The sequence below is a fragment of the Mastigocoleus sp. MO_188.B34 genome, assembly GCF_030065675.1.
In the GTDB taxonomy this organism is placed as follows: domain Bacteria; phylum Cyanobacteriota; class Cyanobacteriia; order Cyanobacteriales; family Nostocaceae; genus Mastigocoleus.
Genome location: NZ_JASJDK010000014.1, coordinates 20,711 through 46,722, shown reverse-complemented (window position 1 = coordinate 46,722; position 26,012 = coordinate 20,711). Strand labels below are relative to the sequence as shown.

General features: G+C 36.4%; 19 protein-coding genes. 4 read left to right on the top strand and 15 right to left on the bottom strand.

What is annotated here, in order from left to right; genetic code table 11:
* Positions 1–130 precede the first annotated feature (130 nt).
* On the bottom strand, positions 131–616 hold the full coding sequence (locus tag QNJ50_RS05415) for a pentapeptide repeat-containing protein (protein ID WP_300633005.1): 486 nt from the start codon (positions 614–616) through the stop codon (positions 131–133).
* Positions 617–889: 273 nt separating this feature from the next.
* On the opposite strand from QNJ50_RS05415, the gene QNJ50_RS05410 reads away from it, so the two are divergent.
* Both QNJ50_RS05410 and ltrA read left to right on the top strand, forming a co-directional pair.
* Positions 890–1,030 carry a hypothetical protein gene (locus tag QNJ50_RS05410; protein ID WP_300632967.1) on the top strand — a complete coding sequence of 47 codons (141 nt, stop codon included), beginning with the start codon at positions 890–892 and terminating at the stop codon, positions 1,028–1,030.
* Positions 1,031–1,549: 519 nt separating this feature from the next.
* Positions 1,550–3,331, top strand: a complete 1,782-nt coding sequence (gene ltrA / locus QNJ50_RS05405) for a group II intron reverse transcriptase/maturase (RefSeq protein ID WP_300632965.1) — start codon at positions 1,550–1,552, stop codon at positions 3,329–3,331.
* Positions 3,332–3,375: 44 nt separating this feature from the next.
* Here the strand turns inward: ltrA and QNJ50_RS05400 are convergent, their stop codons facing one another.
* The 11 genes from QNJ50_RS05400 to QNJ50_RS05350 all read right to left on the bottom strand — a co-directional run bounded on the left by QNJ50_RS05400 (position 3,376) and on the right by QNJ50_RS05350 (position 16,170).
* Positions 3,376–4,551, bottom strand: a complete 1,176-nt coding sequence (locus QNJ50_RS05400) for a M20 family metallopeptidase (RefSeq protein ID WP_300632963.1) — start codon at positions 4,549–4,551, stop codon at positions 3,376–3,378.
* A gap of 186 nt (positions 4,552–4,737) precedes the next feature.
* Entirely contained in the window at positions 4,738–5,280 is a 543-nt protein-coding gene (locus QNJ50_RS05395) for a pentapeptide repeat-containing protein (RefSeq protein WP_300632961.1), read from the bottom strand.
* Between the two features lie 630 nt (positions 5,281–5,910).
* A complete protein-coding gene (locus QNJ50_RS05390; RefSeq protein WP_300632959.1) occupies positions 5,911–7,764 on the bottom strand; it encodes a protein kinase in 1,854 nt (617 codons plus the stop codon).
* Positions 7,765–8,093: 329 nt separating this feature from the next.
* On the bottom strand, positions 8,094–9,701 hold the full coding sequence (locus QNJ50_RS05385; RefSeq protein ID WP_300632957.1) for a peptide ligase PGM1-related protein: 1,608 nt from the start codon (positions 9,699–9,701) through the stop codon (positions 8,094–8,096).
* Between the two features lie 204 nt (positions 9,702–9,905).
* Positions 9,906–11,321, bottom strand: coding sequence for a sodium/proline symporter (locus tag QNJ50_RS05380; protein ID WP_300632955.1), 1,416 nt, complete (start codon positions 11,319–11,321; stop codon positions 9,906–9,908).
* A gap of 157 nt (positions 11,322–11,478) precedes the next feature.
* Complete coding sequence (locus QNJ50_RS05375; protein ID WP_300632953.1) at positions 11,479–11,727, bottom strand: hypothetical protein; 249 nt, start codon at positions 11,725–11,727, stop codon at positions 11,479–11,481.
* 864 nt (positions 11,728–12,591) lie between these two features.
* Positions 12,592–13,038 (bottom strand): bestrophin family ion channel, encoded by a 447-nt coding sequence (locus tag QNJ50_RS05370; protein WP_300632951.1) that lies wholly within the window; start codon positions 13,036–13,038, stop codon positions 12,592–12,594.
* Between the two features lie 63 nt (positions 13,039–13,101).
* Positions 13,102–13,242 (bottom strand): hypothetical protein, encoded by a 141-nt coding sequence (locus QNJ50_RS05365; RefSeq protein ID WP_300632949.1) that lies wholly within the window; start codon positions 13,240–13,242, stop codon positions 13,102–13,104.
* Complete coding sequence (locus QNJ50_RS05360; protein ID WP_300632947.1) at positions 13,220–13,687, bottom strand: bestrophin family ion channel; 468 nt, start codon at positions 13,685–13,687, stop codon at positions 13,220–13,222. Before QNJ50_RS05360 ends, QNJ50_RS05365 begins: the two co-directional genes overlap by 23 nt.
* Positions 13,688–13,840: 153 nt before the next feature.
* The gene (locus QNJ50_RS05355; protein WP_300632945.1) at positions 13,841–15,109 is read right to left on the bottom strand and encodes a proton extrusion protein PcxA; all 1,269 of its coding nucleotides are present in this window, start codon (positions 15,107–15,109) and stop codon (positions 13,841–13,843) included.
* Between the two features lie 494 nt (positions 15,110–15,603).
* Positions 15,604–16,170 (bottom strand): hypothetical protein, encoded by a 567-nt coding sequence (locus tag QNJ50_RS05350; protein ID WP_300632943.1) that lies wholly within the window; start codon positions 16,168–16,170, stop codon positions 15,604–15,606.
* A gap of 1,569 nt (positions 16,171–17,739) precedes the next feature.
* On the opposite strand from QNJ50_RS05350, the gene QNJ50_RS05345 reads away from it, so the two are divergent.
* Positions 17,740–18,417 carry a response regulator transcription factor gene (locus QNJ50_RS05345; RefSeq protein WP_300632941.1) on the top strand — a complete coding sequence of 226 codons (678 nt, stop codon included), beginning with the start codon at positions 17,740–17,742 and terminating at the stop codon, positions 18,415–18,417.
* A gap of 1,174 nt (positions 18,418–19,591) precedes the next feature.
* Positions 19,592–20,911: a HAMP domain-containing sensor histidine kinase gene (locus QNJ50_RS05340; protein ID WP_300632939.1), complete on the top strand. Its 1,320-nt coding sequence runs from the start codon at positions 19,592–19,594 to the stop codon at positions 20,909–20,911.
* A gap of 522 nt (positions 20,912–21,433) precedes the next feature.
* Here QNJ50_RS05340 and QNJ50_RS05335 read toward each other — a convergent pair.
* From QNJ50_RS05335 to mgtE, 3 genes are all read right to left on the bottom strand, one after another.
* Complete coding sequence (locus tag QNJ50_RS05335) at positions 21,434–21,721, bottom strand: Mo-dependent nitrogenase C-terminal domain-containing protein (RefSeq protein ID WP_300632937.1); 288 nt, start codon at positions 21,719–21,721, stop codon at positions 21,434–21,436.
* A 157-nt stretch (positions 21,722–21,878) separates the two neighbouring features.
* Positions 21,879–23,528 (bottom strand): N,N-dimethylformamidase beta subunit family domain-containing protein, encoded by a 1,650-nt coding sequence (locus QNJ50_RS05330; protein ID WP_300632936.1) that lies wholly within the window; start codon positions 23,526–23,528, stop codon positions 21,879–21,881.
* Between the two features lie 262 nt (positions 23,529–23,790).
* Positions 23,791–25,188, bottom strand: coding sequence for a magnesium transporter (gene mgtE / locus QNJ50_RS05325; RefSeq protein WP_300632934.1), 1,398 nt, complete (start codon positions 25,186–25,188; stop codon positions 23,791–23,793).
* Positions 25,189–26,012 lie beyond the last annotated feature (824 nt).

The window sequence follows — 26,012 nt, the reverse complement described above, 5'->3', positions numbered from 1 at the left end:
TGGATAGGTAAATATAGCGTTTTCGGTTGAGTATAGTAAACCTCGTAGAGACGTAAAATTTTACGTCTCTACATTTGGGAATTTAAAAATGTATTTGATTCAAATGAAAACCGCTATACTAGCCGCGAAGTTAGTCACACTCTAGAGACTTGCGAGTTGAAATACCTGTTTTAGAATTAACTCCACTTGCAACTGCGCAGAGTTTTTTTATTTGAAAACCATCTAAAACAGCATTTGTGAAATCAGCACCTGTGATATCTACATCATCAAAGGTAGAATATAACATCATTGCTTCTGTTAAGTTTGCATCGCTGAGATCCGCACCTTTAAAATCCACTAAGTAAGCGATACCATCACTCAAATCTGCACCATGAAGATTGGCTCCTGCTAGTGTCGAACCGTTGAAAACAGCACCCCGTAAATCGGAATTACTAAAATTACTATTCTCTAAATTCAATTTGGTGAATTCAGAAGCGATTAAAGTTTTATTTGAGAAATCTTTATTTGCTACTGCACGTTTACCCGCTACACGCTTATTTGCAGCTTCTGCTGATAAAGGATGGAACAAAACAGCCAAAGCTAAAACAAAAGCAAAAAACACCCGCCAGTATTTCATCATGTCAGTTTGTTAAGTTTCAATACTTCCACAATTCATTATTAAACTTATTGGTGATCGATTGTCGATTTTCTTGACTAAACAGGACTTACGCATTGACTATATGTCAATACGGTTCAGATAAGCCTAAATTTCTTTGTAGAGACGCGATATTATGACCTGTACTCAGTCTGGTGAAGAGCCCGCTCTTGGGGGTTTCCCCCATGAGCGACTGCTGAACCCGTAAGGGTGTAAACCTGGCTCATCCGCGCAGCACCAAGAAGCGCAGCGCAGTTGAGCAAGTATCCTCTAAGAACCAAGAATCCCCGTAATTTCATTGCGGGTGCGACCCGTTCGCCAGAAATGAGTAACAATACTCAAGGATTGGCGGCAAGTCGTACACAAGGAATGTTTTACACTCCATCTGTACCTTGACAACTTGTTATTCATGTAGGTGTAATTCCTACCTCTTGTGATGACAAGATGACAGTATATCCCCATCCGAGCGACTGATTATCAAACGGATGAAGCGGGGATAAACGGTGGTAACTGAAAGTCTCGCTCAGAATCCCATCTAACATAGTTGGTTATTGGATAACGTAAGTGAAGTCACATTAATCTGTCGTAAAAGTTAACTGGCTAAATGAGACTGACAAGCCAGACCAAAATGGTAACAGTTACCCGAGGTTGCTAATACGCGATTAGTGACTCTCATCCTCACAGTGTAACTCGGCGGACAGTGGCATCCTAACATCAACGTCAAATGAATAACAGGAACGGGACAACCCTCTACTTTGCTCTCAAAACAATGGTCGATTATTTTGAGTAGGTATCAACCGGATGCAATTAGAGGAAAGGATTGATTAAGAAGCAAATGCCTTAAGTAACTTTAAGGATAAGCCGACGTAATCACTGCAAGTTGAAAGATAGAGTCAATGATTAGAGCTAAATGTCATGAGCCAATCGCTAACGATTAGGTATGAATGGAAGAATTTACCCTGGAAGAAAATTCAGGTTAAAGTATTCAAACTCCAAAAAAGAATCTATCAAGCTTCGCTGAGTGGAAATATTAAAAAAGTCCACCGCTTGCAAAGACTTCTGGCGAAATCCTGGTATGCAAGGTGTCTTGCGGTTAGGCGAGTGACTCAAGAAAACCAAGGGAAGAAGACAGCCGGAGTAGACGGAGTGAAATCACTCACTGCCAAGAAACGGTTAAAAATGGTTAAAGAACTGGAAATCAAATCCAGTGGTTTACCCACCAGACGGGTTTGGATACCTAAACCCGGCAAAGAGGAAAAACGTCCCCTAGGAATTCCAGTCATGAAAGATAGGGCAACTCAAACGCTCCTAAAACTGGCATTAGAACCAGAATGGGAAGCTAAGTTTGAACCCCGTTCTTTTGGTTTTCGCCCTGGCCGTTCTTGTCAAGATGCTATCGAAGCAATTTTTACAGCAGTCTGCCAAAAAGCCAAGTATGTTTTAGACGCAGATATTGCAAAATGTTTTGATAAAATCAATCACCAAAAGCTACTTGAGAAGTTAAACACATTTCCCACATTTGAACGAGTTATTCGTAACTGGCTTAAATCTGGAGTAATAGACCAAGGAAATCTCTTTCCTACAGAAGAGGGAACGCCGCAAGGCGGATGTATTTCGCCTTTATTGGCGAATATTGCACTTCATGGTTTAGAAACCACAATATCTAATGCATTTCCTGCCAAGATGAAAATCGACGGCAAATGGCATTTGTGGAAACCCCAATTCATAAGGTATGCAGACGATTTTGTGATTTTGCACCCCAATAAACAAGCCTTAGAAAGATGTAAGGAAATAGCTTCCCAATGGCTAGCACAGTTAGACCTAGAATTAAAACCTAGCAAGACCCGAATCACTCACACTCTCAACAAAATTGAAAGTAACTGTGAACCAGGATTTGACTTCCTCGGATTTAATATCCGCTCCTATCCAGTTGGGAAAAACAATTGCGGAAGGAATAATGGAGTCAAAACAGGTTTTAAAACCATCGTCAGACCATCCAAGGATAAAGTGAAAATTCATTATCGCAATTTGGCAAAGAAAATTACTCAATGCCGCAGTGCTACTCAAGATGAATTAATCTCACAACTTATTCCAATAATAACTGGCTGGTGTAATTACTACTCCCGTGTATGTAGTAAGGAAATATTTTCACAGCTAGACCATAAATTATTTTGGAAATTATTTCGAGGATGGGCAAAATTCAGACATCCCAAAAAATCGGGTAAATGGATTGCCAGAAAATATTGGCACATCCAAAAACACAATAATTGGACTTTTGGTAATGAACTTATTCTACCCAAACACTCCAACACAAAAATTACTCGACACATTAAAGTCAAAGGTGAAGCATCACCTTTTGATGGGAACTGGACGTATTGGAGTAAGCGTAAAGGTGAATACCCTGGAATTTCTAAAAAGGTAACCATAACCATTAAGAAACAGAAGGGGAAATGTGCCGAATGTGGACTAAATTTTCATCCGGAAGATCTAATAGAAATCCATCATAAAAATGGAAATCATAGGGACAACCGATTTGAAAATTTAGTTGCTGTCCACCTACATTGTCACGACCAGATACATGGTGAGATAGGCAAACTTTCAACTCAGCTTAGTACCCATGACAAGGGTCAACTTGGAGAGGAGCCGGATGAAGGGCAAACTTTCATGTCCGGTTCTGAAGCCGAGTCGGAAGGGTGACCTTCCGGCTTAGGTTAACGGAATGTTAATCCTAATGGGGAATGTTAATCCCAATATTTGTAAGCGGTATATGCTAAGGTTACAACTCCAGTAATAATCGCCGATTCATCAACTTCAAATTGGGGGTGATGTAAAGGATGATTGATTTCTCGGTCTTTGAATCCTACACCCAAGCGAAACATTGAACCTGGAGCATGCTGTAAATAAACAGAGAAGTCTTCTGCACCTAAGGAAGGTTCTGGTAAAACCTGAATGCGATCGCTTCCCCAAGCTTCTTCACCTGCAGATTGTAATATTTGAGTTATGCCATAGTCATTTTGAACGCTGGGTACGCCCTGGCGGTAATCAACCTGATACTTTGCACCATAGGCTTGACAAACATTACCGACAATTTCTTCGATCCATTTGGGGAGTTGTTGGCGAGTTTCTGGATGAAGCGATCGCACAGTTCCCATTAAAGTAACTTGATCAGCAATAACGTTTGGTGCTATACCACCATTAATTTGTCCAATACTTAATACCACTGGGCGTAAAGGATTTTGGGTACGGCTAATTGCTTGTTGTAATGTTGTAATGACCTGAGAAGCAATCCAAATTGCATCTATTGCTTCATGGGGACGAGCACCGTGACCCGATTCACCAAGAATAATTATCTCTAGTTCATCTGCTGCTGCAGTTAGCGCACCATAGCGCAATCCAATAGAACCGCCAGCAATTGAAGGAAAAACATGGACTCCCAAAATAGCAGAAACATCATTCATTGCTCCATCTTGTACCATCCAATTAGCACCTTGGGCAATTTCTTCTGCTGGTTGAAATAAAAACCGGACATTCCCTGATAAATGTTGGGTCATTTCAGCAAGTATCATGGCTGTTCCCAAGCCAACGGTTGTATGTACGTCATGACCGCAAGCGTGCATTATACCTTCGTTACGGGAAGCAAAATCCAAACCAGTGCGTTCTTTAATGGGTAAAGCATCCATATCCGTACGAATCGCCAAAGTTCGTTTGGAATTACCGTTACCTTTCAACTCCCCAATTACACCTGTTTTACCGATACCTTCTTCGACATGTAGACCAGTAGAAGACAAAACACCAGCAACAAAAGCAGCCGTTTGATACTCTTGACCGCTCAATTCTGGATGTGAGTGGATATGGCGACGAATTTCCAGCAAACGGGGTGATATTTTTGTTGCGATGTCTTTGATTCGGCTAAGCATGTGTAATTAATTAAGGTAGATTTTTCCATGATAGAGTTAGCTTTACATTTTATATTCAACTTAAGATTCAATTGTTATTTTGTATACATTTGATATTCAATAGTTAACAGTTAACTGTTTTATGCGATCGCCAACTCATTCGTTAGGGGCAAAACAGTCAACTGTTAAAGGTTATTAGTTTCTATTTTATTTTTTATTTTTCCGAGATTTATTTAATTCTTCCAACTCTTCCTGCAAAGCCCATGCATAGGGTTTATCTGAAGTGACTAATCCTGTAGGCATAGTTGTCAAACGGAAATGCGCTCCCCTAAAGTTAGTCAGGAGAAAGTTTGCGCCTTTAAAGTTCGCACCTTCTAAATTAGCCCCCAGCAAACCAGCAAAGCTTAAATCTGTATTTTGTAAAGATGCTGATTTGAGAACTGCACCAGTCAAAGAAGCATTGCTAAGATCTGCTCCATCTAATATTGCTCCCTCCAATATTGCTCCTGTTAAATCCGCACCTCCCAAATTACTTCCAGATAAATTAGCATCCATAAGATTTGCATCTCGCAAATTTGCTCCATTTAAATCTTGCTGTGTTAAGTCTGCTCCGGTCAGATCGCAACGTGGACAGGTATTAGAAGCTTTTAGCTGCTCCACATCCTGTGGATTAAATGCCATTGCTTTCTGTCCCAACCCAAATATCAAAGCCAAACTTAGGAGTCCAACACCAAAAATTTTTTGTTTCATCTTTAATTTATGTCAAGCAGTTTTATGTCAAATAATGAAAACTTACATGAGCTTTTACAGCCGTACTTAAAATATACGATCGCCCAAGCAAATGACAGTAATGAAGTCAGTATGAAGAAGTAATGAAAAATTGGCAAACTACAGATTGAGTTGGCATTACACTATGGACATAAAATCTAACTGCTACTATATTTATTTGTTTACGCTATAATTACTTATAGTAAAATTACTTGCTAAATGAAGTAGATATAAACTAGGTGTTAAATTAAGATAAATTATGGCATCTAATATAGTCAAGGATCGAATAAATATCCTATAATAAGAACATCATAAGATATACAGAAACTCTATAGTCAACCAAATATCTAATCCCCCTGGGCCTCATATAAGCAAAGGCTAGGGGGATTTAAAATTTAATTAGAATTAATGAAAATTCTAGGTGTAGAAAATAGTTTCGGAGAAAATAATTTAAGACTAGTAAGCTATCTTAAAATAAAAAGTTACCAAAAATAAAGTGAAAAATACCAATTTTTAGTTATTATTAAGCTTTATTTTTGAAAATCAAGTAATTATTTACTGTGAATTAATATTTGTTAGGAACTGGCTACTAAGTTTAGATAAATAATAGTACTAAGAATTCCATCCTAAAAGCTTTAATCCTGGCACTATTATGTAGTAAGTTATTCCTAAAAATAAACTTGATAAAATACCTACTAAAACAAAAAATATTAGAGGCACTAATAACTCAAACCATTGAGGAATTAGATTGAATTGGAACAAATCGCTGGGAAAAGAGCCAAATTGGATTAAAACGGCAATTGGAACGGCTGTACCAAAAGCAGTAGTAATTGCATAAACTACATTATGACTGCGAAATCCCAAACCAAGAGCCAGAAGAGAAACTGCAACTAGAATAAATCCAATCAGTCCTTCACCATTACTTGTAGGAGTAACCACCTGCAAAACGACCCAACCTAAACTATAACCAATCAGACCTGTTAAAGCTGAGAGAAAATAACGCCTTCGCTGACCAAAACATCCTGCAGTTGTTAGCCCCCAAGCTGTTCCCAGACCTGTTATAGCAAAGAAAATCATTGTTGCACCATTTATTTTTTCCGGATGAGAAGTGATATATGGTAGTCCCAAGGATATAAATTCTGCAAATCTTAATCCCCAAATGGTTCGATATGCCAAGATGAATCCAGCAATTGTACCCAGCAAAGCACCTATTCCTGTTAAACACATCGACCAAACTGTATTGAAACAAGATTTCAAAAAGTTAAGGATGAATTTGAAAGTAGAAGTAGTCGTTTGATTGACTATCGTAGTTGTATTAGTCCAGATGCTGTTAAATTTCTCTTCAATCCTAGATATTAATTCACTGTATTTGGGTGGAAAAGTAACAGGAATACTGAAATTAACAGGAATTTTGGGAGTTGATGTTTTAGGATTGACCCTAGGGTTAGAAGTCGGTTGATTATTAACGTTAGTTGTAGGATTGTTTTGACTTGGGGAAGTAGGAATAGAGTTAAGAGATAACTGAAAAATCTTTGCCAAGCGTTTTTTGATAATTGCAACACTTCCCGGACGCGATCGCGCATCTTCATCTGTCATCTCATCTAATAAATCTCCCAGATAAGGATTAATATCAACTAAGTTGCGCCAATTTAATTTATGCTTTACTGGGTCTTCAAGTTCTTGGGGACTTTGTGCGGTCAGTAATTCAATCATTGTCCGACCCAAAGCATAAAAATCAGCAGCAGGTTCAACATTACCACCAACTATTTGTTCTGGGGGGCTATAACCAGAGGAAAATAATCTAGTAGAGCGTGGTTGAGGAGATGAGGGGTTCTCAAATTGTTTTACCCCACCAAAATCGATTAGTACCAACTGAGAACCCAAAGCATATTTACCCATCACAGGAGAAGGTGAAGAATTTCGCAACATTAAATTAGAAGGTTTAATATCGCGATGAATAATTTTACGTTGGTGTAAATGTCCTAAAATTTCTATAGCTTGGGTTAACCAATCTAAGACTAAATCTGGGGGACAACCATTGGGGTACTGTTGTTTGACCCGTTCAAGAGTTTGACCCTCGATTTTTTCCATAACCAAGCAAGGTAAATTTTGTGGTCCTTTACTACCAGTCCAGTTTCTGTGAAAATAACCACTCCGCTCTACTTTGGGAACGCCAGGATGACGCAAGCTAATTAAAACTGAAGCTTCTTGAGCAAACAATTCCCGTGCTTTGGGAGAATCTTCAACCAATACTTTTAATACTTTTTCTGTTTGGGTTTCTCTATCCCATACTGTATAAATTTGTGCAAATCCTCCCGAACCCAAACGTCGCAGGGGTATAAAGCGATTTAAAAGTTGTAAGGGCGCGCCACAACTGCTACAAAAGCGATCTCCCCAAATTTGCGGATAAGGACGGGGACACTCAGGATTTACGCAGTGAATTGTACTTTTGTTAGTGTTGGGCACAACCCTAAACCAGAATATTTTCTGAATTGATTGTACACATTAATTCAGTTATCAGAAATCAGGAGTCAGGAGTCAGAAGTCAGAAATCAGAAGTCAGAAATCAGAAGTCAGGAATTAAAAGTAATAAATTACTCATTACTGTGCGCAATACTTACAGTACGCTTACGCTAGGTCGCGTCCCGCAATACCTAGAGGCTTCGCCGACGCTGCAGGCTCTAGCTATAGCTGCGCTACCTACGGAACTGCTACCTACGGATCCGGTACGCTACCGCTAGGCGCTAACATTACTCATTACTTATTACTTCTTCCCTGTTCCCCGTTCCCTGCGCTCAAAAACTATATCCATCCCAACGGTGAGGAAAAGACGAAAACAATAAGTTTGAGTCAGACTCGCTATCGTAATTGCGGGTTTCTTCATCAAGAACTTTGATGACTTTGTTGTAAATATCTTCTGCTTGTTGGGAAGAATCACCAATACTTGTTAATCCTAATTTTCCAAACTGAGATAGACATCCCATCAAGTGAAATACCGTACCTGTTTCAGTACCGGTGTCAAAATGTAATCTATGATGGGCAATAATATCCATTAAATCATTAGGTAAAAGTCCTTGATAGCGGTCTTTTTGTAAGTTATCGGTGGCAATATAATATTTTGGCTGTCCTTGCTGTGAATAAAATAAACCTGTAGAAAGGTCATAACGACCCGTGGTTAATAACTTCAAGGTCATGAATGGATGGGTTGTTCCGCCCTTACGTAGATTAATTTCAATTGCTTGAATATCCCATTTTCCTCCATCTTGCTCTACAGCAATGAAATCTAAACTATATCTTTCCAAAGCTCCTTTTTGGGCTAATTGTTTGCCGACTTTTAACCCCAAATCCTGTAAATGCAATCGATAAGCTTCATCTGCGGGAAAAGTACAACCAAGATATATTTGACCATCTGGACCACCTAAAATCTGATCGTGAGTTGAAATAATCTCCACTTCTCCAGTGGGTGTAACTCTTCCTTGGACGCTCGGTGATCGCTTAACTTTCCCTTCGACAAAAGCTTCAACAATTGCTCCCATCTCAGCAATTTTTCCGGAAAAATTTTCCCAGGTTTCTTGTGTAGCTTGAAAGCGTAATTCAGGAAAACTTTTACCTATAGCTGTAACTCTTTGACGATGGGAAGCATTGGGAGGTGCAAAATCAATAATTGGTTTGAGATCTAGTAAAGCATTTCCTTCCCCGGAAAAACCTTCATTGAGTTTAATTACCATCCGTCTTAAATCTGGTTGACGTTCCCATAACTGAGCTGCAACTTTTGCTAAATCCTTTTTATCCCAAACTCGTTCGCTTCCATCGGGATGGGGAACTCCACTTTCAGCAAAAATTTTTCTGCTACCACTTTTTGTCCCCCAAATTTGTAAATCTGGTGCAGCAGCATATAAAGGTACGCCTAACTTTAATGATAGATCTGATTCTAAACTGGTGGCATTGTAACAAATCATAAAGGATTTATCTAATCTCAACGCTTGACCAATACGTTCGATTAAACGGGGACGCTCCAAAATTTTTTGAGTTAAGGGTTTAAGGGAAGCATCATAGGTAGAAAGTAATAACAAACGGTTGCGAGCGTGGGAAAATGGGATTCCTGGCAGTAATTGCAAATAATAATCAATTATACTGGGATGCAAAGGTACTGATGTGACATAAATCAAGCGATTTCGGGGATTTCGCAACCTAATCAAGGAAAATAATAGTCTCTCTTCATAATGCTCGCAACCTTCAACTTTTTTGAGTTCTCGCTGGTCTATGCTTATGGAAGGTACAACCAAAATATCTGCATCGCTTTTGTCAAATAACTCGATTGTTTTCCAGCGTTCCCCTAGGTGAGATTGTAATTTGCGAAATTGCTCTGCATTTTCAAAGTGGTAATCGTCAAAGCTTTCCATATTAATTCCCCAGCTTCCCATCCTTTATGATGCCTTATTCTGTCATAACCCAATAAAGACGCAGATATTGATGATGTAACAGTTCTTTGAGTTATGACCTAGTTATAGCAACGGGTATATTGCTTAAATAAGCATATTTTGTTTTTAAGGGGATAGTGAAGACTGTTAAATTGTTTTTCCCAATCGCTATCGGATTAAAAACAACTAACTCTTCGCAGAACTTGTTCGATCTATAAAAAATTGACCAGCCCAATATACTAAAATTCCAGCTAACATCCCAGGAAAAACTTCAGATATTCCAGTTGCAGCTTTAAAATTTAAGTTCCAAAATATAACCGAGATAATACCCATACCCATCATCAATAAAGCAACAGGAGTATTGACCGGTTTTTGCCATACCTTTACTATTAACAAAGGTCCCAAAGCTGAAGCGAGTACCGACCAAGAGAAAATTACCAAAGCAAATACATTGCTGTTTTCTGCTAAAGCGATAGTCAGAATAATTGCAGTTACACTTAAAGTTCCTAATTTTGCTAACTTGTAAGACTTCGCAAACTGGGGAAAAATATCCTGGGTAAGGGCTGCAGAACATGAAAGGATTTGTGAGTCTGCGGTGGACATAGTTGCAGAAAACAATCCTGCTAGCATTAACCCCACAAATACTTTTGGTAATAAGCTCAATGCTAATTGTGGTAATGCTAATTCAATATCGCTCAACTGGGGTAAAAGAATTCTTGCAGTTAAACCAATGAAAATAGCACTGAAAGAAGTTACTAAACCAGCGACAGTTTTGACATTACGAGCAAAAGCAACATTTTCAGCAGAGTCGATCGCCATTGCCCTTACCATAATATGAGGCTGACCTACTACACCAAATCCTGCAACTATCCACCCTAATAAAAATGGTACAAAACCAAGGGGTAATTTGGGAGGATTGAAACTTACTAGTCCAGGATCTATCGATTGCAATCCATCCCACAATTCTCTTATACCACCAATGTTAGCGATCGCAACTATCAAAAGTAATAATAAAGAACCAATCATCACAATTGCTTGTGCTGCATCTGTCCAAATTGAAGCGCGAATACCACCAGAAAAACAATAGATGACAACAATTATCGTCCCGATAATCACACCTAAATAGTAATTCCAACCAAATAAAACATTTAAAGCCTTGCTCCCTGCAACTAACTGTGCTGCAGCATAGGTACCTAAGAAAGCAATGGTTATTAATGCTGAAATTATGGTAACCCAGCGATTATTACCAATACCGTCACCCAAAAAAGCTGAAACTGTCTCCGACGAAGTTTTTTCAGAAACTTCTCTTAAATCGCGAAAAAATAACCACCATGCTAAATAATCACCGATCGCCCAACCAATTGTCAGCCAAATTGCCGAAATTCCAGAATTATAAGCAAAACCAACTTGACCAATAAACAAAAATCCACTTTGACCTGTAGCCATAGCTGAGAGTGCTGTCAACCAAGGATTAACATTTCTATTGGCAAGCAAGTAATCAGCTGTTGTATCTTGTTTGCGGGTGGCTGAATAGATTCCAATTAAAGTAAATAATAGTAAAAAAGCAACAAAAGTAACTGCAATCCATAATTGATTAGACATATAAATCGGTCGGGATGGGGAATACGAATTTTACTACATTTCTAATTGTTACCAATTTTGCTTACTTTACAAAAGTAATCTTGAGACGTTTCATTGAACGCCTCAAGATTATTTCTCAAGAGTATCTCCCAAGAAACATATAGTCCCCATTTCACAACTACATCATCTTACGTGGGATATGGGGGATAGTAATGTCCGAATAACTAGGATGTACAACAATAAAGCGTTTTATCCCAATATCCAAGTTAGCTAGCATTTGAGCGTCCTTAAGTATCAGTGCTCGTTTATCTGGATTTTGACAATGTATATAAATTGTTCTAGTTTGAGGGTCGAATTGAAAATGACAAACTCCCCACCAAGGAAATTTTTGAAGAATGAATTCTAAAACTACATGCATAAAGGTCATCTTTTATTAACCTCATTATTCTCGGCATTGCAGTATGCTTTTATCCGTTAAAAAAGTTGCTTTTATTACAATAATCTTCATATCCGATTTATCTTACAGTCTGGTCTTTTATTTACTTAAAACACATTTTTTTTTACTAGTAAAATATTCTAATCATTTCTTAAAAATTATGAATATTAACAAAATATTTTCCTGTGTTTTTCTTCTTTCTTATTCCAGAAGTATCACTTTACATACATTTTGAGCGTTTTTAATCAAGAAAAATCATTTTTTATTACTATATATTATATAGACAAATAACATGTAAATGTAGATATTTTGAATTGTAAACATTATGTGAGAGATTTGTTTGATTGTATAAATAGAGATAGTTTTTAAATTTATTTTGTTAAATAGCAATATTTATTTTCAGAGTTGCTTACTCTACATTGTTTGTCAAATATTTTTTCGATCTGATTATTGCAAGAATAAGCATATTATGGACAAAAAATATTCTAATAAATTAGTTACGTTATTTTAAGATATTGTATTATTTAGAATCAGTACATCAGATTTTGGTTATTAATCTATAGGTCAGCGCGCTGTCTTATGCTGCTGCTAATAGCAGATTACTTTTGAATCAATTTTCAAATCAGGTATATCTAAAAAACAAAACCTAGCTGCAAATATTATTCCATTCCTGATTTCTGAATCCCAATTCCTGTTGGCGCAGCGTGTTAGCCCGCACCTTCCGGTGAACGTTCTGAAAGAGTGCGCAAACCGCAGTTCATATTCTAACTCCTGAAAATAAAACCAAAAAAATAGAGAAGTATCAAATAACCTCCCCTAGAAGAATAATTTAATTTGATGGCAAAAGTTAAGAATTTAAGCAACGCGATCTGAGTCTTGTAAAGAACAATGATTTCTATTTGCAAAGTTATCTGCAGAGTTTCTAATAATATCTTCAACGTTGCGTCTAATAGTGTCGCAAATGAAATCCAGTGGTAGATCGTTGGGATCGCGTCCAAATGGCTCCTCAATTTCTGAGCCAATCTCATTAATACCTAGTAAGATAAAGCTAATAGCACCAAGAACTGGAACTGTCCACCAACTCAGACCCTGCACTAACTGCCAAGGGAGTAACAAAAAGTAAACGGTTAACAAATATCTAAGAGTAAGAGTGTAAAATAGTGGAACAGGAGTTTTCAATATTCGTTCGCAACCACCTAAAATATCCACAATTTTATTTATAAAATCGTGGAGACTACTTGCCTGAAAGACATTTATACGTTCGCGCCGTAATTGCTCTTGTAAGTAATTACTTATCCACAATGTTATTTCTAAAGGTGGATGATTACTTCCTTTAAGATTCTTATATTGAACAGAAGATATTAACTAAGCCAATTCCTTATTTATAGCTTCGCCTAGCAAATGGAGTTTAGTTGCTACGCTAAAAGCTGCCACAAGTTTAATGGTTGCTTCTTTGCTCGCCTTATCTTCAAGATTATCTTCTTCAATTATAGATAGAAATTCCACGAGCTAGATTTCGGGAAGTGTTAACCAAGCCTCCCCATAATTTTCTTCCTTCCCAAAAACGATCATGGGCGGTATTAGTACGGAAAGCTAGTAGTAAACTCAAAACAATATTTAAGCTAACTACAATATTGCGAAAAACATCACTGTCACTAAAAATCGAAGTTTGGGCAAAGTGATGAATGATAGAAATTATTAATCCATATATACAGGATAAGACAACCAATGGAAGAATTGCAGGAATGACAGTTCCTGCTAAGCGCAAGCTAATCTGTAACCCACGTAAGTGTTCCCCTGTATAAAGACGAAATTTTTCCTTGAATGACCTTTGCCAAAATCTTTTTTTCACCCCAAAAGAAGAACTGCTTCTAGAATAAGAAGCAGGCAAAACATTCTTCTTAGGTTTAGGAACTTGGCGAGGATTATTTTTTCTCAGTGGTGCGACCATCTGCTAACCTTCGTCACTTTAAAAAATTTTATTACACTCAGGTTAGTAAATGTATCAATTCAAGAGAAAATTTTTACATACTTGTTATCTCTAAGTTATGTATGTTCAATTTTAGAGACAAATAATTTCCTTGCCGAATGAAAAATAAATCAATTATTCATTCATATCCTTGAGGGTTGCAACTGCAGATGGAGAAATTCGACTCAAATATCTGAATACCCAATATTTGAATATCGTATCCAAGATAACCGGGAAGGTCGCGATGAAAATATTAATTGCACTTTTATTTGGTTCCACACCCAAATGACCTGCGATTCCTTCAAGTAGTACATCCCATCCGTGTGGAGAGTGGAATCCTACAAAAATATCAGTGAATAGGATTAAAATAAAGGCTTTTGCTGTATCGCTTAAACCGTAAACAAGATCGTCAAGAAAAGATTTAAGAACTATAAAATCTTTCCGTCTAACTAACGCCACTATCCCAAAAACAAAAAGTGCGAATATATCAGCAAATACATTACTGACAGCACTGTTACTTTTCTCACGGAACTCTTCATTCAGTTCTTCTGCTTTCTCTACTAATTTCTCTTCGATAGCTTCTTCAGAAAGTTCAGGAGATTTGGTAACAAAATGCTGAAACTCTAAAGTTTCCTTATAAGTATTCAACTCTTTGAAGGCTTCTTCCTTCATTTCATTGTGAAGGAAAGGTGAAGCGTTATTGCTTTCTCTGAATTCCGAGACTATCGGGCTAATAATAAATTGCTTAGATACATGCTGTGCAATCAGAGGTACAACTATTAAGATAATTGCAAACCTCAGGGCGATTCTGCTCTTAGCTTTAGAACTACGAAAAGTTCTAATATAGTTCTCTTCGGCTTTGGGATTAAAATCAGTTTTCAATTTGCTAATCGTTCTACCTAATGATGTTCTACCTAACGAACTTTGAAAATCCCCTGCTGTATCCAACTCATCTAGAGAAGAAAATTCACCACTTATAGAAGAGGTACTAGAAGATCCACTCAAGAGGGGTACTATTGCAGCTGATGATTGGGAATCACTAGCCTTGTATCTAGCGATAACTTCTTCAACCACCTTTAATTTAGAAATGTTCTGACGATCTAATTCGCCAAGAACAAAACTACTAGCTTTAAATTCAGCTAATCTCAGTTTCGCAATTGTTAAATGCTTATCAACATCTGCTCGTATTACCGAGGATAAAACAGTACTTTCTGAAACTGCATCAGAAGTAATTGTTTCACCGTAAAAGTATTCGTCTTCTAAATCCTTGATTTTTAAAGCACACTCGTATGCTTTCTCCAGAGAACGTTCCGGAGTTCGAACAATCCTGCGAGTTGTAAAACTGAAATATTCTTTGACTTTTCCAATCAAATATGCCTGCTTCTTAGGAGGACTAGAAGTCATGAGAAAACTCCCGTGGAATCAATCAATAACATCCTGACTTTTGAACGGATTGAACTAATAATTCAAATGGTAAGAAGCATCCCGAACACCACAATTAAACCTGTAACTCGGCTGGTAGATTAATTTGGACGGTGATGAAATAAAAAGTTTTGATAGATATTAATCTATCGATACCGGTAATTCTTTGTTGGTAGTTATGTTTTCCATAGGAATAACAGGGATCGCTAAAATCTGAACTTTACCTTAACTCTCAGGTTCAGACCGAGTACAAACTGTAGAAAATAGCTGCTATTGATGACTCTTAACCTGGGAACTGTCATGATATCTTCTTCCTAATGTATGGACCCGCTATAAACCTAGATTTTAGGTCTTTAGCTTTTAGTGCAGAAAATTTGATTGCTGCTGCTATTTGTCTCTACAATTCAGTTTGAAGAGATTTTGACAGACTGACGTCACTCCATTTAACCAACAATCAGAAACAACAGAAGTCCTGTTTAAGCTGCTTGAGCAGTTTGATTTTCTTTGTGTTGGTAACCAATAGCTAATTCTTGATTTGCACCTACTACTGCATTATTCAGACTATTGACAGGATAAGTACTAGCGATCACAGACAGACTATCGGATTTTTCTCGTGTAGACTGCATTCCAACAAAGCTATAATGGCCAAACTTAGCTCGGACGAGTGCTTGACATTGATGAGCTAGGGAAACAGTTTTGTCGGTATAAACTCCATCAAGTTTCCCCTTAGCTTTCACTACAGCTTCTTTAAGAAACTCACCATTTTGGTAACTTTTTAGTACACCATGAATTAAAACACAGTCTCGCATGTTTACATCATTACCGATCCACATTAGTTCAACTTCATCACCTAGTAAAGATGGATTAGGTTGAACCATTAACTGTTTGCCGAACAAAACGTTACCGTTTAGAGCAGCTAAGGGATGAATGTAAGCAGTAGAATCTACTATTGGTTCTTTGATTTCCGTACTACAATAAGCACGGAGATTGGCTTGAATACGAACGTTGTACTGGTCATGACTCAGTGCAATCATACTATTCATGTCAAAATCTCTTTGCCTCCCAAAAATTTGGGGTTCTGCAGCCGTTGCAAAATTAGTATTTGTCTCAAGGTTAAAATCACTGAGAATCAAAAAAAAATATACCTCGAGCAATTCTAATTTTGAAGTACGAGTAAAATACTTTCCCCGGAGGAAAGTCAATCATAAAATTTACTTGTACTTGCCTGTTATATTTAAATACCCAAAAGGTGACAAAAACGGGACAAAGATATAAAAAAATGAGAACGTCGGCATAATTTTAACTGACATTAATCAATTTAAATCCCTGTCATTGACAGATATTCAGCAATTCTGCCATTTATTTTTATAATTTCGTCGTCATCGCGACAAAGAATTTGTTTTACACCAAGATTTTTTTTTCTCTCAGACATTTTGTTGAATACTCCAACAACTTAGCGCTAATTTTTGGAAGCTAGATATTTTCAAAATCGCTTTTATGCCTGTCATTAACTATTATTACCCTACGGCTTGATTTGCATTATCGTCAAAAGTTTCTCTGAATTTAGATATATATGCTGTCAATTTTCAAGTGACTAATAAGCATTTGACTTTGACTTTAATATGTATGCATTTCCTAACCGGAGGGTGAATATAAGCAATGTTAACGTTCATATGTAAAGTTGTCGCTAAAGCTCAACAAACCTAAACTTATATCTACTATATATGGTCTGTTCAATCCATTATTGAATTTAGTTTCAACAACTATAGACAGTATCTAAAGTGTCATATATATAGTTAGACACAGTAGAATTTATAGCAGAGTTAGGCAATTGCTAAAATGCTGCTCGAAAACCAATGCGCAATTTTCTTTATTTTGAGAACAACGCCAAGATTTTCACATGATTTATATAAAGTAACTCGTTTCGCTTATTATTTCTCAAAACTTATCAAGAAAATACATATAGTTTCCATAACAAAAAACAATTATTAATATATTGACTCAGAGTATGATACGTGAATCTTAAATTATTGAATACTAGGTTTGGATTCTTTGATTTAGCGGCTAAACACCTTTGACACAAGGCAGATGGACATATCTAAACCAATAAAAAACAAATGGTGATATGTCGTCAGGCAGTTAAAAACGTGGTGAATAAAAACTTTATTTTTTTGAGCAAATCAGTGGTGTTCGCCTGAAATCTGTATTGATATGTGGATATTTATCTGGTTTAGACCTATTTTTAAGATGGGAAAATAATTAGTTTGCTACGCCAAGGCTAAAACTTGAAGTACTACAAGACAAGTTTTCTGTTAACGTTTATAACTACCCTTGTAAACCTCAACTTGTAGACCTTTGATTTCCAAAAATTAAAGTATGTACGGTTAGAAAAGTGTCCTAAGGAATAAAATTACAAAAACTATTGATTGTAATGTTACTGATGTGAATAAGCGTTTAATCGCTAAATCAATTCCAAAATCGTTATATATATTGAGTTTTGCAGGAGTCTATCTAGTTTTCAATTGCACCAATTTGATTTGCAGAGCCACACATTAAATCAGCTATCTGCATCTTGTTTTTTGAAATGTTGACGATCAAGATATTTATTAACTATGAAAATATTGCTAGCAGAAGATGATTGTTGCGTTGCTCAGTCGCTTACAGCAGCACTTGCCGAACAACATTACCAAGTCGATGTAGCTACTGATGGACAAAAAGGCTGGGAATTCGTTAAGGCTTTTTCATATGACTTATTGTTGTTAGACGTAACATTGCCTAAGCTTGATGGAATTAATTTATGTCAGCAATTGCGTTCTCAAGGTTATAGAATGCCTGTGATGATGTTGACAGCACGTGATACTGCAGCAGATAAGGTTACGGGTTTGGATGCAGGTGCCGATGATTATGTGGTCAAACCATATAATTTGCAAGAGTTGTCAGCTCGTATCCGTGCCTTATTACGTCGGGGAAGTAACCCATTATCGACAGTTTTAGAGTGGGGTAATTTGCAGGTAGATCCTAACCTCTGTCAGGCAGTTTATGAAGAAAAGCCACTTTCTTTAACGCCGAAAGAATATCGCTTGTTGGAATTATTAGTACGCTCCGGTCATAGAGTTTTAAGTCGTAGTGCGATACTAGAGAATTTATGGTCTTTTGATGAGCCACCGACAGAGGGTGCTGTCAAAGCTTTAGTTAAGCGATTAAGACAAAAGCTTAAATCAGCTGGTGCAAGTAATGACTTTTTAGATACGGTTTATGGTTTTGGTTATCGTCTAAAAGCTTATTCTTAAGACTTATCTGATTATTCGGACATATGTGATATCTGATTATTCAGTTTCATAACGTCAATCATATATAATGTTTTAATTTCATATTACTTTATTCCCTTTGTAGGGATTTTTTTTGCTCTTTTTTCAATATTAAAATATTTTAGATTTGAAGATTTTAAAATTTTCAATTTTAGCAGCGACTTTTGAAAGTAAAGTTTGGGAGTATTGAAGTTATATTTTCTGCCGAGTAATCAGCATTTTTTGTTTGAATAAACCCAGAAGCATTGTAAATCAAATTATTTTTCATATTTGCAGGTAGTTAGTATTGGATTGAGGTTTGTTCAAATTAAAGCTTGAAATATTCAGTAAGACTCTAGCTAAAGATATGATGGTCAAACGATTTTATATAATATTGTTAGCCAATTATCTGCTCGAATTCAAAGTTGATGAATCAAAGTACAATACTCAAGAATTGTATTTTATTACTTTTATGTAATTTCTATGACAAAAAATTTTAAAAACGGGGAAAAATTATAACTAAACAATAATGAAAACGCAATTCTAAGCAGCTTTGATTGGGATTACATGAATTTTAATTTTCTAATGTTATTTTTTGAAATCGAAATTTTAAATCTTAAATTTAAATATATCGAGGTAAAATTCATCGAAAATATAACAAAAAAGCCACTATTGGGATTGACAAAAGACGAATTGTTTTTACCTGAAACTTATTTTTAGTAGTTAGCGATCACTAAAAAATGAAAGCAAGATTACATTCATAAATTTGAAGTTCAAAATAGAAACATAATAAGCAAAAGGATTAAGTATCAAAAGAAACTTTGTGTTGATGATAAGGTATTTAGATCATTTGAGTATAATTTGTTTTTGTATTTAATTCTAAAGTAAGGATTTGGAATATCACAGTACAGAAGAAATGTATGAAAGACAACTTTTTGTTAAATTAAAAAGATATTTCATGTTTATAAGATATTAATTTTTAGAATTCATGGAAATACAATTAATACATGAACTTTGATGGCTTAATCTCAGTAAAACAGTCCAATTAGAAACTCTTATTTGTTTACGTGAAATAACTAATACTGTAATAATTTATTACTCCTTTATTAGCTAAAAAGTCGTACAATTCTTGTAGATAACTGGAGTATCTAATCATCGTGTAGTGTAACGAGGTCTTATGGCTTGGGCTAACGTTTTAAAAACCATGGAAAACAAAGTATCTAATTCTTTGTCATGGCGTCTTTGGATTGCGTATATCGTAGCAATGTCAGCCATATTTGGGATATCAGCAGTTGCAGTTTACAGTGTGTTTCACAGATCCTTACAAAAAGACCGAAACGAACATCTACAGACATTGGCTCAAGCTGCTGTTCCCAGTTTGGATAGAATAAAGAACAAAGGGAATGAGTCTTTGCAAAGAGATCTTCCTTGGCGTAGTCTTTTTGAAAAAGGTCAAAGTTTAGAGTGGTTTGATGCTGATGGAAAGCTTTTAGCCCGTGAAGGAGGAGATTTCCCTGATATTCCATTAGTTAAAAATTCTGTTCCTGTTCGTATCCACGAAGGCTCTCCTCTAATTCAAAAAGATGGGAAACTAACTTCTGTGTCTATTGCTGTGTATGCTGATAGTGAAGATCAGAAAACCCTTAACTTGGAAGGCTATATTCGTGCGAGTGAATCCAACAAGGCTTTAGCTTCAAGATTAGATCAACTACAGTTGGGCTTAAAAATAGGCGGTATGACAGCCCTTATTTTAATTAGCATTGCTAGTGGAGTACTGACAATTGTAGTAGTTAGACCAATCAAGAAAAGTTACCAGCATTTAAGACAGTTTACTGCTGATGTTTCCCATGAAATAAGTAATCCTCTCACTGCTGTGATCACTACCGTTCAACTAATGGAAAGTCATTCAGAGGAATTACCCTCTGATTTCGTTAAAAAGATTTCAACCATTAGTAGTGCTAGCGAGCAAATTAAACACCTGATGGAAGATTTACGCTTTCTATCGCAAACAGATTCCCAAACTCGTCCTTCAGCCTTAGAGTATCCCACTATTCCTCTTGATGAGATACTTGAAGATATCGCCGACAACTTTGAAACTCAAGCTTACAACAAGGAATTGGGTTTTGAATTTCATTTGTCCCCTGATGTATCTATCAAAGGTGATTCTCACCAGTTAAAACGTTTGTTCTCCAATCTACTGGAAAATGCGATCAAATACACCACAAGTGGTGGAATAGTTAAAGTATTTCTTGAAAAGCACAAAAAGTTTGCTGTTGTTCGCGTTGAAGATTCTGGAGTTGGTATACCGCAAGAGTATATCCCTTACATTTTTCAGCGTTTTTGGCGAGCAGAGAACGCTCGGAGCTACGATAAAAATGGCTTAGGATTGGGACTATCTATCGTTCAAGCAATCGTGAAAGGACATAAAGGAAAAATTGAGGTGGATAGTAAAGTTGGGATTGGTAGTAGATTTAATGTATATCTACCGCTAGTTTAGTAATTTTCTCTATCTTTGAAATGCCATATTTTTAAAACTTAAGCAGCAGTATTAAAGTTTTTGCTGAAGAGATACTTTTTGTTTGCGCTCTTCAAGCAAATGTACCTGTATTCCAGAATAAGCTCAAGTTTTTAAACTTCTAGGTAAACTTTCAGAGTAAACTTACGGCAAAAGTCCTAATAAGAAAGAAAAGAAATAATCTACAAAGAATATTGAGATTAGTTATTTGTGTTAACCTCGAAATTCTAAAACTCAACTTAAAAAACAATTATATAAATTATAAAGCCATAACTAAATAGGAAAGTGGCTTGTTTCTATGTGTTTTAAGTTTTGAGGTGAGTTCAAAAGAAAGCTATAAAAAGCTTAGGAGATTTAAAGTTCTGTTTGTTAATTTACAAATTTGAACTATAAATTGATTTGAGAATTCAGGTTACTCTTTCCTTGTCGGTGCTGTGACTTCAGCTATGAGCAAATTATGGTGACCTGTGGTAATTAAACGAAAGATAATTACACGTAAGATAATTACACGTAAGAATTGATATCCAAACCACACTCATCTGCTAGATAAGATAAAGCCCTAAAACGTAAACTTACTAACTCTTCGTAAAAAGGATTAATTTTACATAGAGGTGGTATATAAATAACGACTTGAGGAAGTAGTTTAATTTCACGTTCAAATGGACATGTGGATGGAATAAGATTACATAATCGGTGAGCTAATTGAGGATTATCAATCTCCAAGTTGTCTAGCCAACTACGTATGGGTGCAAGTAATTCTAATTTTGATAAAAAGTTAATCGGAATTATCATTGAACACCTCTGCCTCAATTACGATTGTGTACTGAGATTTACGTTGTTTATCTTTGATAATAGTAAGGATAGTTCAGTAACAAATTGAGGACGCAAAAGTGACAAGAAAGAGACAAAAAAGTTAAGATTAAACTTACCCATATAATTAACCAATCAGTTAATCAATCATTCGCTCGATCGCATTGCGGGTAATTTGCTGCGCGTCAAGATTTATCAGAGATGGACGTAAATTTGGTGCATTATAATCATCCAGTCCCCAACTCCATTGCATGGAACCAGTCGCAAATACTGTTGCGCCAGATTCCGCTTGATAAACTGTCATATCTGCATACCTAGTATTACCCTTATAGGTATATGGAGAATGGGCAATAACTACAGTATCTGCAGGAGCATTACCGAACATCCTGTCTACCTCATATCCCAAAAGTCCTTTGAGTTTTATTTTTTGAGGTAGTTGATTCTCTTGAGAGTGTTGAGTGTGTAATTCTTTCTGAGATATTTGAAGATTATTTGGCTTTAGCTGAGTGTTGGCGATCGCCCATTCCGGCGCATTTTGATTGATGATAATATCTGCATTTACTTGAAATGTTTCGTACATAACCCCTATCAAAGCATCTTCGGGACGATTCAAAGGCTGGTTTCGCCAACGAGTTGTAATTAAATAATCATTATCTAAATTGTTATCTCTCGTAAATGGGTCTAAAGCAGCACCTTCTTTGTACGAAACTATGGTACGATTAATATCTTTAGTAATTTTGCTTGGCTCGAAGCGAATTTGCCAATAGCAAGTATTAGCAGAAAAAAACCCTAAACTCAAACCTTTATCCTTGGCAACTTCGATATTGTGTCGCATTTGCCAAGACCAATATTCATCGTGTCCAACGGAAAAGAAAGCTTTATGCATTGAAAGTATCCGTTTTCCTTCTCTAACAACTCGATGATTTTCGTGGGTATCTATGTCTGTGCAGTAACTAACATCATAACCAGATCTTTCTAACCAGCGTACCATATTATATTCCCAAGCTGCATTAGAAGTTCGACGTTGGGGTTGAAAGTTTGTGAGAAATTCGCCCGCACCTACTCCATAAGCAGCTGCTTCGTTTGGACTTGTAGCATAAGGACGATTGAAAGAAACTTTAGTAGCTTGCTTTCCTTTGGAGTTCCAACGGTAAAGGGACATACCACCCCAATTGTTATAGGCTTGATAAGTTGTGACGCTAGTTTGAAACAAAATGTCAGAACTTCGCTTATCGTCGCGAACCACAAAGTTTATGTAGCTTTGCTTACCAGTTTTACTACCAGTCAACTTAGCTAAATAAACACCACTTGTCCATTCTGTAGATTCTTGAGGATTTTCGGGTATGTGTAAAATATAAGGCTGCAACCAGTCACATTCAATTAATCCAGTTGCTCGATCAACAATTGGTGCTGGTTGTTCAATCCCTTTACGAGTAATTGTAGGTGTTACTTGTCTTGCACCTTTACCGCCATACCACCCCATCCGAAAAATCTCAATAGTATAAGCTGGATCCTGTGTATTGACAAAAAGCTCAATCTGTGAAGCACGATTTACGCTTGTTAGGGAGGCATAACCTTCTATTTCATGGTTGGTAGCGGGGTTAGTTAAGTGCCAGTTATCACTACCGATTTTTTGGTTTTCAATAATGATGGGGTTGTTTGGTAAGGTTACTTTGGGTTTATTGTTTGCCCAATTAAGATCTAGAAAGATTAAACCAAATGAAATGAGAATAACTAGCAATCCCATGAAAGGATTAATGATATATCTTAACTTTTTAATAGTAAACATTTAATTTATATTTTTATATATCTGAGCTTTCTGATTTATTTTGTCATTTCTACATTTAGATAAAATACTAATAAAGTTTAGCTTCTCTTTATGTAAAGATAGCTGTTGATGATTTGTTATTAATCTGTAATTATTCAGACTTTATTTTTACTAACTAGAACATTTAAACTAGAATATTTGAGTTGAGATATTTAAGTTGAGATATTTAATTTTGAGGATTTTTTCTTAAGATATAATTTGAAAAATTCAATCAAATATAGAATTAAATATTCAAGATTAAGCGTGCTAAATTAAAGTAAATTAAAACACCTGCAACATCTACTGCAGTGGTAATAAATGGTGCCGACATCAATGCTGGATCCAAACGAAGCAAGCGGAACAAAAATGGTAACGCCGAACCAGACACAGAAGCTAAAATTGATATTGCTAACAAACTGCAGCCAACCACAATAGCTACAGCCAAATCTTTTTGCAACATAACAGCCCAAAAAGTAGCAATAACACCCAACATACCCCCCAATAAAGCACCAGCTAATGCTTCTCTCCCAACAACTTGAAGCGCTCCAAATGAGCGAAGTTCTCCAGTGTTCATGCCCCGAATTACTACTGTAGAAGACTGAGCGCCCACGTTACCCCCAGTACCAGTTAGCAGGGGTATAAAAGCTGCAAGCTTCACAACTTTTGCCAAAACATCTTCTTCTGCTGTAATAATTGCTCCCGTAACAGTATTAGTTACTAAAAGTACTAGAAGCCAGACAACTCGCTTACGAGCTACTTTGAGCAAATTAATTTGAAAATAATTATCACCACTTGATTGTACGCCACCACCAACGGCATAAATATCCTCAGTATTTTCCGCTTGTAGAATATCAATTACATCATCAACTGTTACAATACCTACCAACCGTTTTTCTCTATCTACTACCGGGACAGCTAGAAAATCATAACGTTGAATTAATCTTGCAACTTCTTCTTGATCGGTATCTGTATTGACAAAAACTACTTCACGGGTCATGATTTCGCCAATCGGTTTATTGGGGTGTGAAATTACCAATTCCCGTAACGATACGATCCCACTTAGGTGAAGAGCATTATCTGTAACGTATAAATAATAAATGATTTCGCTGGAATCTGCTAGTTGACGAATTCGTTCCAGAGTTTGTTCTACTGTCAAATGTTCTTTAAGAGAAATTAACTCTGGCGTCATTATTCTTCCAGCTGTTCCTGCTTCATAACCCAAAAGTTGAGCAGTAGCTTCTCTTTCTGCAAGGCTTAATTGTTCCAAAAGACGGTTGACAACTTTTGCTGGTAGTTCATCAAATAATTTTGCGCGATCGTCGGGTGACATTCTATCTACAACGTCCCGGACTTCCTGAGAACGTAGTTCAGAAATTAATCTTTCCTGAATGCTGTAGTCAAGATATTCATAAACTTCGATTGCTTCATCCTTTGAAAGCAAACGAAAAGCCAAAGCATGCATTGCTTCTGGTAAACCTTCAACAGCTTCAGCAATATCTGCGGGTTGGACGGGAACTAAAATAGCTTTTGCACCTGCGAGGTCTCCAGCTTCGAGCAACATTTGTAATTGTGCTCTGACTAAATCCCGTAGTTCTTGACGTGATAAATCTATGCTAGATGTTGTATTATTTGTATCGTTCACAGTCTATTTCCCTAATTTTGAGCCAAAGTATTAAAATTATTATCTCAACACTATATCCACTTCCGATAACAACAAAGTTTGGCATGCTTACCGCCTAATAAGGAAAATATCTTCACAAACTAGTTCATACAAGACTTTTAGATAAAAACCTCAAAGTTTTTTTCGAGCAAAATTTCCCATTAGGTCGGAGCAAAGTCTGATTTGCAGTTTGAGGCTTGCAATGTACTGATGAAGTAAAACTTGACAAGGATTAGGTTCTATGTACTTCGGTTCAAGTAAGTGTGCTGGAATTGCTGAAGTACTGTTTAGTAGAGTTCACTAATTAAAATATACTATTTAAAAAGTTAATATCCTAAGTGTATTAACATGTGCTTTTAATAACTTAATTGACTAATGGGAGATTTGTCGGGTTTCTATTTCTCCTAAAACCTATTTATATAATGGGCTCAATAATTGAGAGGAAATATTCAAAATCCTTCTTTTTAAAGAGAACAGGACTTACGCAACCGGCAGATTTTTCTTGTAGGGTGCGTGACACAAGCGAGTTAACCTGAACGTATTAATAAGGTTTTGAGTGTCACGCACCACCGGTGTATTGTGACAATTGCGTAAGTCCTGGGCTATTTAGGGAGATTTCCTGATTTTTTACTTATAACTAGTAGTATTTTTCATTAGTTTTGATTGCTTGTAAAGACGTAGCATGTTACGTCTCTTGGTGAGTTTTTTAGAAAAATGAATCCGTCATAATTAATGAAAAGAACTACTAGTAAAAAAGAAATTACAAATACCAAGAGCTAGAAAATTTATTATGCAAAGCATAAAAT

Bases quoted from the DNA above. Each gene is read 5' to 3' on its own strand.
- QNJ50_RS05415 (WP_300633005.1), bottom strand. From the start codon at position 616: ATGAAATACTGGCGGGTGTTTTTTGCTTTTGTTTTAGCTTTGGCTGTT.
- ltrA (WP_300632965.1), top strand. From the start codon at position 1,550: ATGAGCCAATCGCTAACGATTAGGTATGAATGGAAGAATTTACCCTGG.
- QNJ50_RS05400 (WP_300632963.1), bottom strand. From the start codon at position 4,551: ATGCTTAGCCGAATCAAAGACATCGCAACAAAAATATCACCCCGTTTG.
- QNJ50_RS05395 (WP_300632961.1), bottom strand. From the start codon at position 5,280: ATGAAACAAAAAATTTTTGGTGTTGGACTCCTAAGTTTGGCTTTGATA.
- QNJ50_RS05385 (WP_300632957.1), bottom strand. From the start codon at position 9,701: ATGGAAAGCTTTGACGATTACCACTTTGAAAATGCAGAGCAATTTCGC.
- QNJ50_RS05380 (WP_300632955.1), bottom strand. From the start codon at position 11,321: ATGTCTAATCAATTATGGATTGCAGTTACTTTTGTTGCTTTTTTACTA.
- QNJ50_RS05375 (WP_300632953.1), bottom strand. From the start codon at position 11,727: ATGACCTTTATGCATGTAGTTTTAGAATTCATTCTTCAAAAATTTCCT.
- QNJ50_RS05360 (WP_300632947.1), bottom strand. From the start codon at position 13,687: ATGGTCGCACCACTGAGAAAAAATAATCCTCGCCAAGTTCCTAAACCT.
- QNJ50_RS05355 (WP_300632945.1), bottom strand. From the start codon at position 15,109: ATGACTTCTAGTCCTCCTAAGAAGCAGGCATATTTGATTGGAAAAGTC.
- QNJ50_RS05350 (WP_300632943.1), bottom strand. From the start codon at position 16,170: ATGAATAGTATGATTGCACTGAGTCATGACCAGTACAACGTTCGTATT.
- QNJ50_RS05345 (WP_300632941.1), top strand. From the start codon at position 17,740: ATGAAAATATTGCTAGCAGAAGATGATTGTTGCGTTGCTCAGTCGCTT.
- QNJ50_RS05340 (WP_300632939.1), top strand. From the start codon at position 19,592: ATGGCTTGGGCTAACGTTTTAAAAACCATGGAAAACAAAGTATCTAAT.
- QNJ50_RS05335 (WP_300632937.1), bottom strand. From the start codon at position 21,721: ATGATAATTCCGATTAACTTTTTATCAAAATTAGAATTACTTGCACCC.
- QNJ50_RS05330 (WP_300632936.1), bottom strand. From the start codon at position 23,528: ATGTTTACTATTAAAAAGTTAAGATATATCATTAATCCTTTCATGGGA.